We start from the raw sequence: 12,430 nt of genomic DNA, 5'->3' as shown, positions 1-12,430 counted from the left end.
GTTTGAGGGGTGCGCGTGATGCTGATGACCATTCTTTTATTTCTCGCGGCGGGACTTGCTGAAATTGGCGGAGGCTATTTGATTTGGCTGTGGCTGAGAGAAGCGAAGCCCGTCGGATACGGGGCAGCCGGGGCGCTGATATTGATTGTATACGGCATTCTCCCGACGTTTCAATCCTTCCCTTCCTTCGGCCGTGTATACGCCGCTTATGGAGGGGTGTTCATCGTACTAGCTGTCTTTTGGGGGTGGCTTGTCGATCGGAAAACTCCAGATCTGTATGACTGGATCGGCGCACTGATTTGTCTGATCGGTGTTTGTGTGATCTTATTTGCGCCGCGAGCATAACAAAATGGCCTGCTTATGAAAGCGGGCCATGTTTGTTTAATCCTCTTTTAAGTTGTTCAGCAGCACTTCATGCTCCTGCTGCGGTTCGTCCAGCGGATAAATTCTCGCTGTTCCGGTTTCTTCATTCACATGTTGAATGTAAATCGGAACTCCGTTATACGTTACTTTCTTCATATCCGGTGATTCCACGATTTCTTTCGCTCTCTGTATATTCATCTCAACACCCTCCTTCACCCATAACGTTTCCATTTCTTGAAAGAAGTATGCTTTATGATCCAGCGGTCATATTAAATTTTTTCAATCGTTTGTAGAAGGTGCTGCGCGGAATGCCGCTGATTTTCGCGGCTTGGGAGACGTTTCCTTTTGCCGTTTCAAGCGCATTGATGAGGATATCTTTTTGAATTTGCTCACGGAGATTAAGCGCCTTTGTTTCAGCCCCCTTTTCTTTTACGGGGCCGATCGGCAAGCCCGACGCTTCGAGCAATAAGGAAAGCGGCTCGTCACTCAGCCGTCCGTCCGGAAACCTGATGGAAAGGCGTTCAAAGACATTAAACAGCTCGCGAATATTCCCCGGCCACTTCCATTGCTTCAGTACGTCCAAAAAGGCAGGCGGAAGCTCTCCCGGCCATCCATTTTTCTGTGTGTAGTACGCAAAGAGGGCCTCAATATCTTCGAGACGGTTCCGCAGCGGAGGAAGCTGAATCGGATAGACATGAAGGCGGTAAAACAGATCCTCTCTGATTTTTCCGCTTTCTGCGAGTTCACGCAAATCACAATGTGTGGCAGCAATCACTCTGATATCAACCGGGATTTCTTTTGTCCCGCCGACCGGTGTAATCTTGCGTTCCTGAAGCACCCGTAAAAGCGCCACCTGCATCGAGTGGGAAATTTCTCCGATTTCATCTAGAAATAAGGTGCCGTGATTCGCTTTTTGGAAGGCGCCTTTGTAGCCATCTCGTTTCGCTCCTGTAAAAGCGCCTTCTGCATAGCCGAACAGCTCGCTTTCGATTAAATCCGACGGGACCGCTCCGCAATTAATGGCCACAAACGGGCCGTTCTTACGGTCGCTGTTTTCATGAAGCGCGCGGGCCGCGACTTCCTTCCCCGTGCCGGTTTCGCCCGACAGGCAAACTGTCGCATCAGCCGCGGCCGCTCGTTCGAGGCTTTTGAGCATTACTTGCGATTGCCTGCTTTGTCCGAGGACTCCATTAAATCGAAAGGCCGGCTTTTTCTTTTGTTCCGATAAATAAAAACAAGTGCCGCTGTCCCCCATTGTGACCGCTTTTTCGATCGTAAAACCCCTTTCCTTCAACTCATAAAGATGCCGGCCTTGCCAATCCGGTATTGACGTTCGTATCGGCAGGCTTGCGCCGATGATGTGCTGTTTGGCATTGCAAAGCACGATCGGCACACGGGACGCTGCCTTATCGGCAAAGCGGCTGAGCAGTTCGAGTTCTTTCTCCCTGCTTTTGGCTGCCAATTCCCTTTCCGCGGCAAAGGCAATGGCCGCGGAAATGCCTAGCATATTTAGGGGTGTGTGCGCTGCCGGGCAAGAGATATCAATCACCCCCGCAAGACTGCCGTCCTCATAATGAATCGGTGCTGCTGAGCAATTCCAGTGATGGGAGGCGACAGAATAATGCTCTGATCCTTGAATGACAACCGGCTCGCTAATGTGAAGCGCCGTGCCAATTGCATTGGTGCCAACCGCAGTTTCTGTCCAGCACGCGCCTTCGACAAAATTAATGCGTTTGGCTTCATGCAGCGCGCGGCGATGGCCGTCAAGCGCCAGCACCATGCCGTCCGCATCAATTAATAGCGCCATCATTTCCATTTCTTTTATGGCGGGCAGCAGTTTTTCCAGGTAAGGCATTGCGGTCGACAGAAAGAATGAATGCTTGTTTAACTGCTGATCCAGTTCCGTTTGCTGCAAAACCTTCGGGCCTTTTTCTAAATAGGGGTTAACCTCAGCCTTTCTGCAGCGGTGCCAGGACTCGGCTATCCTTTTTCTTATTCGGGCTTCGTCCAGCACGCCGTCTTTCACAAAACGTTTCCAGGTTTGCAAATCGTTCGGGATCGAATTCATTCCTTGATCGTTCCTCCCTTACACGCCGTTTTCATCTATTGTAGGGGAAAATTAAAGCGCTTTCAACAATAAAAAAAGCCGGCGCATTCGCCAGCTTTTCTTGTTATGCATGCACCGCAAGCCCAATTGTGCTTAACAATGCTTCGTGCAGCGTTTCCGACAGTGTCGGATGGGCCGCGATAAAATGCTCTGCCATATCCGCCGTCATTTCTCCATTCATGATGGCAGCCGCCTGGCCGATAAGCTCGGTCACATCCGGTCCGATCATTGAGACTCCGACGATTTCGCCGAACTCCGGTTCCGCCACGATCTTGACCTTTCCTTCCGCTTGGTGTTTGATGAGCGCCTTCCCGTTTGCGGAAAAAGGAAATTCACCGATCTGTACATCTCCGTAAACGTGTCTTGCCTGTTTTTCCGTCAATCCGATACATGCGATTTCCGGCGATGTGTAAATACATCGGGGCACGTTTTTTTCGTTCATTTTGACGTCGCGTCCTGAAGCGTGTGAAGCTGCGATGATTCCTTCATGGAAAGCAGCATGGGCCAGCTGAATGCCGCCGATGGCGTCCCCGCATGCGTAGATATGAGGCACATTGGTCTGCATCTGCTCATTTACGGGAATACCTTTTTGGGAAAAATCAATTCCCGCCTGGTCAAGCTGTAATCCATCCAGACGAGGTTTTCTGCCGATCGCCACCAGCACATAATCGGCCTTCGTCTTAAACTCACGCTGTCCGCTTTTCCATATCGCCGTTTTGGCTGCTTGATCAACACGCTCTAACCGGGAGGAGGTGTGAACTTCAACTCCGTCTTCCTCAAGCTTTTCCTGAAAGAGACGGGCGATATCCTCGTCCTCTGCCGGGATCAGCTGGCCGGCCGTTTCAATGATCGTCACCTTCGATCCAAGTCTGGCGAACAATCCGGCATACTCGCAGCCGATCACACCGCCGCCGACAATCACAAGCGAACCGGGAATTTCAGAAAGGCCGAGTGCATCTTTGCTGTCGATCACCCATTTGCCGTCAAACGGGGCAAAGGGCAGCTGGATCGGCTCTGATCCGGAAGCAATCAATATTTGTTCAGCCTCTCTGATTTCTTTTCCGTTCTCCCCTTCGATCAAGAGCTTCTTGTCAGAAAGAAAGGAGGCCTCTCCCTTCACGACTTGTATTTGATTTTTTTTCATTAAGTACTGTACGCCTTGGACAAGCTGGCTGACAACCTGCTGTTTTCGGCTCTGCATTTTGTCCCAATCAACCGATATTGCACCGGGCGGAAGTTCAATGCCGAAGCGCCCGGCATGTTTGATTTTATCGAGCACATTTGCGCTTTCTAACAAAGACTTCGTCGGAATGCAGCCTTCATTCAGACAGGTTCCTCCAAGTGAGCCTTTGTCAATGAGCAGCACCTTTTTTCCCTGCTGTGCCGCTGAGACTGCTGCCGCATAGCCCGCTGGTCCCCCTCCGATAATGGCTAGTGTCATGTTCTCACCTGCTTTTCTATAAAATTAACGCTGCCGGTTCCTCCAGATATGTTTTGATCGTCTTCAGAAAGTCAGCTGCCGGAGCGCCGTCACAGGTTCTGTGATCAAACGTCAGGCTGAGCGGCAGTATCGTACCTCTGACAATCTCCTTCCCTTGAAAAACCGGCGTGTCATAGCTTGCTCCGATGCCGAGAATGCCTGTTTCGGGCGGATTTAATATCGGCGTAAAATGCTCCACGCCGGATGCGCCAAGGTTTGTGATTGAGAAGGTCGAGCCTTGCAATTCTTCGCTCCCCGTACGTCCCTCGCGTGCTTTTTTGGCGTTTTCTGAAATGGTTTTGGCCAGCTCAATCAGCGGCAGTTTTTCAGCATGACGAATGACAGGCACAACCAACCCTTTTTCAAGAGCAACAGCCATTCCGAGATGAACATGAGGATGTGTGATAATGCGCTCATTTTTGTAGAAGCTGTTCAGCATAGGGTGTGCTTGGAGAGCGAGCACCGCAGCTCTTGAGACAAAATGAGTGATCGTCAATTTCGTGCCGTGCCGTTCCTCAGCTGTCGGCGAAAGCTGTTTTTGAAGAGCTGCCAGCTTCGTGATATCAGCCTTCATTGTAATCGTCAGCTGGGCGCTGTTTGCCAAGCTTTCCTGCATTCGGGACGCGATCACTTTTCTCATGCCTGTAACTGCCGTTTCCTGCGCCTTTTGTTCGGAAACTGGCTCAGCCTGTTCCCTTTTTTGTTCAGAAAGCGCCTTTGTGACATCATCCTTTACGATTCGTCCGCCCGGTCCCGTGCCCTTCAGATTTTTCAGGTCTAACCCTGCTTTTTCCGCTATTTTTCTGGCGACTGGAGAGATTTTCAGTCTGTCTTTTTTAGTGTTTGCGGGTTTGTTCTCCTGTTTAGGAGGCTGGGGATTGGCTTGCCTGCTAGCTTCAGCGGCTGGCTCTTCCGTTTCTTCCTGTACCGATTCATTAGCGTCCCCGATGTAGCAAATGGCCGTGCCAGGCGGAACCTCTTCCCCTTCTTTCACCTTAATATCAATCAGCGTGCCCTTTTCAGGCGCTTCGATTTCCATTTCAATTTTCTCCGACTGAATGCTGGCGATGCTTTCTCCCTTTTCAACCGGATCTCCCACTTTTTTGTTCCAAATCGATACTTCTCCTTGTTTCATGGCCATTCCCAACTTTGGCATCACTACTTTGACCGCCATATGTGTCCCCCCTTTAATTCACTGCCGGCTCGCCAAGCAATTCAAGCGTGACGCTGACGATTTTATCTGGTGTCGGCAAATATTGGTCTTCTAGCACTGGCGAAAACGGCACAGGTGTGTGCGGCGCTGTAATTCGCTTAATCGGCGCATCCAGCAGATCAAAGCCTTTGTCCGCCACAATCGCGGCTATATCTGTGGCTATGCTGCATCGCGGGTTGGCTTCATCAATGATGATCAGCCGGTTTGTTTTTTCTAACGATGTGAAAATCGCTTCCTCATCCAGAGGAGACAGACTGCGCGGATCAAGCACCTCGGCTTCAATGCCTTTTTCTGATAATTGTGCTGCCGCTTCGAGTGCGGTATTGATCTGCTTGCCGATCGCAAACAGCGTAATGTCGCTGCCCTCGCGTTTGATGTCCGCTTTTCCGAGCGGAATTGTGTAATACTCTTCCGGCACTTCGCCTTTCATGTTGTAGGACGTTTTGTCTTCAAAAAAGAACACCGGATCGTTGTCTTCGATCGCCGCAAGCAGCAGACCTTTGGCATCATACGGATTCGACGGAACAACCGTCTTCAGCCCCGGAATGCTTGTGAAAAGGCCGTACAGCGTCTGGGAGTGCTGTGCCGCAGCCCGGAAACCCGCTCCGTATGTGGTGCGGACGGTAATCGGCACTTGCGCTTTTCCGCCGAACATATAGCGGAATTTTGCCCCTTGGTTGATGACCTGGTCAAAGCACGTGCCGATAAAATCGTTAAACATCAGCTCCGCAATCGGTCTCAGCCCTGTTGATGCCGCAGCCATAGCGGCGCCCATATAGCCCGCTTCAGAAATGGGCGTATCCAGCACCCTGCTCCGTCCAAATTCCTGAACGAGCCCTTTTGTGACACCTAATACGCCGCCCCATGCTTCGTCATCCTGCAAATGATCGACTGCCGCTCCTCCGGCTACATCCTCACCGATCAACAGCACATTTTCGTCCCTTCTCATCGCAAGTTTCATCGCCTCGTTGATCGCGTCTGACATGCTTATGACTCTTGCCATCTTACATTCCTCCTTTTTCGTATGAGACATATACATCTGCCAGCAGCTCTGATTCTTTTGGATATGGACTGTCTTCACTAAACGAAACGGCTTTTTCAATCGATTCGCTGACACGCTGTTCAATATCTGATAGCTTATTGGCATCTGTTTCGTTTAACAGGTAGTTTTTAAAGCCTTGTATGGCATCCTTTTCTTCAAGGTGCTCAGCTCTTTCATCCTTTGTTTTATAGGTTTGGGCATCTCCTTCGAAATGGCCGTAGTTTCTGTAGGTCATGCATTCAATCAAAGACGGGCCTCCGCCGTTTCTTGCTCGTTCAATCGCTTCCTCTGCTGCCTGATAAACTGCTAAAATATCTTTTCCGTCCACGGTTACTCCCGGCATGTTATAGGCAGCTGCCCGATCAGCGATTGAATCACAGGCTGACGCGTACTCAAATGGCGTGGCTTCGCCGTAGCCGTTGTTTTCAGCGATAAACACAACTGGAAGATTCCATACAGCTGCTAAGTTGAGGCCTTCATGGAAAGTCCCTTGGTTATTTGCTCCGTCCCCAAAAAAGCAAACGCTTACATTTTTAGTCTGTTTATATTTAGCCGTGAGCGCTGACCCGCATGCGAGCGTAAATCCGCCCCCGACGATTCCATTTGCCCCTAACATACCTTTATTGAGATCGGCAATGTGCATAGAACCGCCCTTGCCTTTACACAGTCCGGTCGCTTTCCCGAATATTTCCGCCATCATGCCATCCAGATCACAGCCCTTGGCGATACAATGCCCATGCCCTCTGTGTGTGCTTGTAATGCTGTCGCCATCATCTAAGTGAGCGCACACGCCTACAGCTACCGCTTCTTCACCGGCATACAAATGGACGAATCCGGGAAGCACTCCCTCTGCGAACAGTTCATGCACTTTGTCCTCAAAGCCCCTGATTTCCAGCATCTTTTGGTACATCCACAGCGCTTTTTCCTCAGTTAATGACAAGCCTTCTCGTTTTAACAGTTCCATTGTGTGTGCCTCCTTCTATTTAGGGTTCGCCTTAATGAATGCAAGAAGTGTGCCAGCTATTAGATGCCTGTAAAATCAGTCTTCTATGTTGATACCAGGAGACAGTTTGAGACAGGTGTCTCATTTTGTCTCGATATGAAACCATGTGTCTCGTTTTATTCCAAATAAAAAAGACCGGGCACCTGCCCGGTCTTTTGACGTCGATCGACATATTTATTTCCTCGGAAATCTTATCGACTTCCTAATGCCTCTGCATCGTTTGTCTGAATGGCATTTCGAGAGTAAAGTCAATTGAATATTTTACATAACCAAAGCCGCCGTCCCCATCCTTCTGCATGCAGTCTATCGTGCCTCTGAAATATGTATACCCTTTTTGATTTAGCGTTTTTCTGACGGTTTTCGCCATCGCCGCGGCATCTGTTTTTGTTTTTCCGCTTGCATCTAACTGAATCGTCAAACTTAGCGGCGCTAATTCAGCCAATTGCTTGCTCCAGCTTGTATCTAATGTAAACTGGGCGTGTTCAACGCTGATATCTGCTTCGGCTGTTATAAGTTGCGGAACGGCTTTTTTCAAACCTGTTTCGATTTCCTTTGATGCTTCTTGATTTAGATGTTTTGCAACAGACTCGGTATAGGCTTCTTCAATCCCATCGCAGGTTACCTTAGGATGGAGAAACCCCATCGCGCACATTTGGTAGCTTTGAGATTGGGTGTTTGCTTGAAACACATATTCCGAGGTTTTCGCGTTATAAACTCCATTCGTGATCTTGATTTCTTTTTGAGGATAGGTCTGTTTGACATATGATGTGAGCTTTTGCTCTGCGGCATTTTTTGAAAATGGATCACCGAATAAAATATGATAGATATAAAAGCCGCTTCCACATACCGCAATGGCAAGGAAGCCAAACACCATTCTTTTCATTTTCACACCCTTTTCCGATTATGTACGTATTACAGTTCTTTTTTTTCTTCAACCGCCCTGTTCAGTGCCTGAAGCATGTAACCAATGCCTTTGTACGGTGCCAGCGGCCAGCTGATATGCTGATGATCTCCTACGACCGTGTTAAGGACTTTACGATATTTTTTCCCGCCGAGCATGACGAGCTCTTCGATGTCGTAAAACCCTTTTTCGTGAAATTGGCGGCGCAGCTCCTCCGCTGTCATGATCTCCGGATGGCCTGTTCCAAAAGTAACATCATAATTTTCGGGAATGATATCATCAGGTCGAAGGAATCCATGCTTCGCCGACAAAATCACCCACTCATCGAAAAATGCTTTCGCATATCGCTCGCACGCCTGATGAAACGGGCTTAAATATGCGTCCTCCGCCCTTGCCGGCCCTTTATCTGGATGGATGTCCCATATTTTTTTCTTGCCGCAGGGGATGATACATAGTCGTTTCATTTTTCTCTTCCCCCTATTTCTGTTTCATATAATAGTTGAAATAACAAGTGCCCCTGTTTCATTTTCCATATCCCGGGCAGTTAGTTCCTGTGAAAGAGGCATTAGTTAAAATTTATTTTTATCTTTTCCCAAACCAGCTGTAAAATCTCCTTTGATCATTGAATACATATATAAATCTTCAAATTTACCACAAGCGAATTCATAATGTCTCAACAAACCCTCTCTGCTAAAACCTTGTTTTTCTACTAGTTTTATCGATGGGATATTAGAAGGTTCAATAAGAGCTTCAACTCTTTCCAGCTGCAAGTGGTTATATCCATATTTGACAACAGCCTCTAATGCTTCACTGACGATTCCTTTTCTCCAGTAATCTTTGCTTAATTCGTACCCAACTTCAGCTCGATAATGTTTTGCAAGTCTATTAAGAAATCCACAACTTCCTATTACGATGCCAGAATCTTTAAGGGTAATTCCCCATCTGATTCCTGTACCTTTTTCATATATGGATTTATACCACCTGATCTCTTCCCACACATCTTTAGTTGTTTCAAAGGGGTCTAACCCCATCGGCTTAACAACATCTTGATCTGAAAGATATGGTAGCATATCTTTGGCATCTTCAAAGTTTACTTCTCTTAAACATAATCTTTTTGTTTCAATTATAGGAAATTCTTTCACCGTAAACTCCCCCTTCATTGTTTCCGCACCATCTCCTGTTATTACCATGTATTTTATCTTATCCATAGATAAAAAAAGATAGCAAGGACAATTTCCCTGCTATCTTGATTCTTATAATACTTCAACAGCTTCTAGGCAGCATGTCTCCCTGAATATCGAGATGAAAATTTGCAGGAATAATCCGGCGCAATACCGCATTCACACCAGTTTAATGTCCCCACTTCACTCTCACCTTGAATTGGAACACTTTTTACTTTGGCTCCGCCCCATCAAGATACTTCCTCTCAAAGTCATCGAGCAATGCACGCACTTCGTCTGTTGATTTTGTGTTCATGCATTGGTTTCTTAATTCACTTGCCCCACGGAATCCACGGAGATATATCTTGAAAAAGCGAGGAAGCGGTTTGTATGCTCGAGCTTCTGTTTTTGAATATTCATCATGGAGATCCAGATGCAGTCTCAAAAGATCAAGCAATTCCTTACTGCTATGCTCTTTTGGCTCCTTTTCAAAGGCAAATGGATTTGTAAAAATACCGCGCCCTATCATAATTCCATCGACACCGTATTGTTCAGCAAGTTTCAAGCCAGTTTGGCGGTCAGGAATATCCCCATTGATCGTCAACAGTGTATCTGGCGCTACCTCATCACGAAGTTTCTTAATCTCCGGGATGAGCTCCCAATGCGCATCCACTTTGCTCATTTCCGATCTTGTACGCAAATGGATAGAAAGATTCGCAATGTCTTGTTTCAGTACGTGTGTCAGCCACTCACGCCATTCGTCCACATCTGTGTAACCAAGCCTTGTCTTCACACTTACAGGCAATCCCCCTGCTTTTGCTGCTTGTATTAATTCTGCTGCAACTTCAGGACGACAAATAAGGCCGCTTCCCTTTCCATTTCCCGCCACATTAGGCACAGGGCAGCCCATATTGATATCTAGACCCTTAAAGCCTAATTCCGCCATACCAATACTCATTTGGCGAAAGTTCTCAGGCTTGTCTCCCCATATGTGGGCTACCATTGGCTGTTCATCCTCAGTGAAAGTCAAACGGCCGCGCACACTATCCTTTCCATCCGGGTGACAATAGCTCTCCGAGTTTGTAAACTCCGTAAAGAACACATCAGGTCTTCCTGCTTCACTCACTACATGGCGAAACACAACATCCGTCACATCTTCCATTGGTGCCAGTACAAAAAAAGGCCGTGGTAATTCACGCCAGAAATTATCTGTCATAACAAAAATCAAATCCTTTCATTAGGGGATACGGCTATACCTTTATCTCAATATAAAAAGACTGACCATGCTTTTTTTACACTATCGCATGCGAAAGCATTTCTTATCAATCTATAGTAAATTTTGAACATTTCACGTGGGATGATTATCTACACCTATTTTTTATATTGTGGCTAACACTGGCACCGACCTTCGTCTTTCTTAGTGGCCTTACTTTTGAACTTTTTGGATAAATAGTATTCCAACCTAAATAGAATATCATATGAGTTCTCCATATTACCAACGCAAAATAATTGTCCTGTTATTGAAGATAAGATATTTATCGCTACACCATATCCGTATCTCAATATCATATTTGCGGAAAAACTAATTCAAGAGATAAACTTTGATTAAGCAAATTGAGTTGGGGGTGGTATAACTGAGTACTCAAGAGAATGAAAAAACCTCTACTTAAGCTTGCTACCACTTATGAATCACATGGAGTAAAGAGGATGAGAAGAGAAAATAAACTCCTACTAAAAAAATGCAAGAACTTTAATCTGAACCATTTGGGATTTGCTCATGATTTAGAAAATAACCAACGCAGCAAGTGGCAACCTACTATATATTTGTATAGGATTATAATTCGGTAATCCTGATCCAGAACCAATAAAATAGACTGCTGACTAAGTGTCGCAGTCTTCACTCATAAGATAATTAAGAAAGTGTTCATTTTCTTTCATCATTAAATAAGGCATCAGAAGTTATTGCTTTAATTTCGAATATCCTTTGTTATCCCTGTAATTATTTGTATAATAGTGAAAACTCCCAAGAAAACAGTAATAATATTAAACCATGGATTATCATAGAATGAAAGATATGTTTGAAAGAAATCTAGTTCAACTATGTTTGCTGGGAATCCATTCATTTCTCTATACTTAGGACCCCATCCCGTTAATTCTACAAAATTAAAATAAAGCTGAGATACTAAAAATGCCAAAAATGTTTGAAACCAACTTCTTTTATATAACGGTCGTTTTTTATATACTTTATCCATTTAGTTATCCATTTCCTTCTCTGCAATACTTTTTAGCCAAGTGTCAATCTAAAATCATTATATTATGAAGCATGATTGTCGCAATAATTACTTATTAAGGATATAACCATTGTAGGTATTACTGTAATAGTTGTTATGGTTGGTCCCACTTGCGGTTCCACCTCAGCACTATTATTTAATTGTTGTAATGCTAAAACATTATTCATTAATATTCCTCCATTCTTCATTTTATAAATTTAGCATTTTTGATTTTAGTTCTACATATAAATGAAGAACTAAGTCCCTTCATTCATTTTCCATTGACAATAAAAAAGAAGTATGGGATAGTAAAAAGAATTTATACGAAAGCTAAATTTGTTCCTTTTTTTGGAAACAGGAAAAGGATTGGGGTCCTTTTCCTGTTCAGGCTTTCATATAATGTATAACGACCAAGCATACTTTTTTAGTGTGTTTGGTCTTTTATCCACAGTTGTTGCTAATAGTAGATGTGCCAACTACCGTTGTGATTAGCGTAAGCAAGCCACCTTTGCCTTTTGAAGCTTCTACGTCAGATCCTTCATTGAGTTGTTGAAGTTCCAATACATCTTTCATTTGGTTTGACCTCCTTTTTATCATTTATTACAACTTTGCTAATAGTAAATGACAATGAGTGTTGTTAGAAGTGCCTACCCATTGTTCCTACTTCAGCACTTGATGTACGTAGAAAATCTTTTTTGTTATGTGTGGCCTTTTATCCACAGTTGTTGCTAATAGTAGATGTGCCTACTATCGTTGTGATTAGTGTAAGCAAGCCACCTTTGCCTTTTGAAGCTTCTACGTCAGATCCTTCATTGAGTTGTTGAAGTTCCAATACATCTTTCATTTGGTTTGACCTCCTTTTTATCATTTATTACAACTTTGCTAATAGTA

The 12,430-nt window shown here is 45.5% G+C and carries 14 protein-coding genes and 1 pseudogene; 1 reads left to right on the top strand and 14 read right to left on the bottom strand.

Annotated elements, in window-relative coordinates; all coding sequences use genetic code 11:
• Positions 1-15: 15 nt before the first annotated feature.
• A complete protein-coding gene (locus WA325_RS18305) occupies positions 16-345 on the top strand; it encodes a YnfA family protein (protein WP_081638253.1) in 330 nt (109 codons plus the stop codon).
• A gap of 36 nt (positions 346-381) precedes the next feature.
• On the opposite strand, the gene WA325_RS18300 is transcribed toward WA325_RS18305, so the two are convergent.
• The 14 genes and pseudogenes from WA325_RS18300 to WA325_RS18235 form a co-directional block, all read right to left on the bottom strand.
• Positions 382-561 carry a small acid-soluble spore protein H gene (locus WA325_RS18300; protein ID WP_010333419.1) on the bottom strand — a complete coding sequence of 60 codons (180 nt, stop codon included), beginning with the start codon at positions 559-561 and terminating at the stop codon, positions 382-384.
• A 52-nt stretch (positions 562-613) separates the two neighbouring features.
• Positions 614-2,431: a sigma-54-dependent Fis family transcriptional regulator gene (locus WA325_RS18295; RefSeq protein WP_336184057.1), complete on the bottom strand. Its 1,818-nt coding sequence runs from the start codon at positions 2,429-2,431 to the stop codon at positions 614-616.
• A 103-nt stretch (positions 2,432-2,534) separates the two neighbouring features.
• The gene (gene lpdA, locus WA325_RS18290) at positions 2,535-3,911 is read right to left on the bottom strand and encodes a dihydrolipoyl dehydrogenase (protein WP_101863598.1); all 1,377 of its coding nucleotides are present in this window, start codon (positions 3,909-3,911) and stop codon (positions 2,535-2,537) included.
• A 16-nt stretch (positions 3,912-3,927) separates the two neighbouring features.
• Positions 3,928-5,124 carry a dihydrolipoamide acetyltransferase family protein gene (locus WA325_RS18285; RefSeq protein WP_202853456.1) on the bottom strand — a complete coding sequence of 399 codons (1,197 nt, stop codon included), beginning with the start codon at positions 5,122-5,124 and terminating at the stop codon, positions 3,928-3,930.
• A 13-nt stretch (positions 5,125-5,137) separates the two neighbouring features.
• The gene (gene acoB / locus WA325_RS18280) at positions 5,138-6,166 is read right to left on the bottom strand and encodes an acetoin:2,6-dichlorophenolindophenol oxidoreductase subunit beta (RefSeq protein ID WP_336184056.1); all 1,029 of its coding nucleotides are present in this window, start codon (positions 6,164-6,166) and stop codon (positions 5,138-5,140) included.
• Position 6,167: 1 nt separating this feature from the next.
• Entirely contained in the window at positions 6,168-7,169 is a 1,002-nt protein-coding gene (acoA, locus tag WA325_RS18275; RefSeq protein WP_336184055.1) for an acetoin:2,6-dichlorophenolindophenol oxidoreductase subunit alpha, read from the bottom strand.
• Positions 7,170-7,399: 230 nt separating this feature from the next.
• Positions 7,400-8,091: pseudogene (locus tag WA325_RS18270) on the bottom strand (YfjL-like protein).
• A 29-nt stretch (positions 8,092-8,120) separates the two neighbouring features.
• Positions 8,121-8,573, bottom strand: coding sequence for a DUF6884 domain-containing protein (locus WA325_RS18265; protein WP_336184054.1), 453 nt, complete (start codon positions 8,571-8,573; stop codon positions 8,121-8,123).
• A 105-nt stretch (positions 8,574-8,678) separates the two neighbouring features.
• Complete coding sequence (locus WA325_RS18260; RefSeq protein WP_202853451.1) at positions 8,679-9,251, bottom strand: GNAT family N-acetyltransferase; 573 nt, start codon at positions 9,249-9,251, stop codon at positions 8,679-8,681.
• Positions 9,252-9,501: 250 nt separating this feature from the next.
• Entirely contained in the window at positions 9,502-10,485 is a 984-nt protein-coding gene (locus WA325_RS18255) for a tRNA dihydrouridine synthase (protein ID WP_336184053.1), read from the bottom strand.
• A gap of 751 nt (positions 10,486-11,236) precedes the next feature.
• The gene (locus WA325_RS18250; protein ID WP_021481197.1) at positions 11,237-11,521 is read right to left on the bottom strand and encodes a YfzA family protein; all 285 of its coding nucleotides are present in this window, start codon (positions 11,519-11,521) and stop codon (positions 11,237-11,239) included.
• Positions 11,522-11,583: 62 nt separating this feature from the next.
• Positions 11,584-11,727: a class III lanthipeptide gene (locus WA325_RS18245; protein WP_181185673.1), complete on the bottom strand. Its 144-nt coding sequence runs from the start codon at positions 11,725-11,727 to the stop codon at positions 11,584-11,586.
• Between the two features lie 253 nt (positions 11,728-11,980).
• A complete protein-coding gene (locus tag WA325_RS18240; RefSeq protein ID WP_188323621.1) occupies positions 11,981-12,112 on the bottom strand; it encodes a class III lanthipeptide in 132 nt (43 codons plus the stop codon).
• 139 nt (positions 12,113-12,251) lie between these two features.
• Entirely contained in the window at positions 12,252-12,383 is a 132-nt protein-coding gene (locus WA325_RS18235; RefSeq protein ID WP_188323623.1) for a class III lanthipeptide, read from the bottom strand.
• Between the last annotated feature and the right edge of the window lie 47 nt (positions 12,384-12,430).

This window comes from Bacillus sp. 205(2023), from assembly GCF_037027485.1.
In the GTDB taxonomy this organism is placed as follows: Bacteria; Bacillota; Bacilli; order Bacillales; family Bacillaceae; genus Bacillus; species Bacillus halotolerans.
The sequence above is the reverse complement of the archived record's forward strand: the minus strand, read 5'-3'. Positions and strand labels throughout refer to the sequence as shown.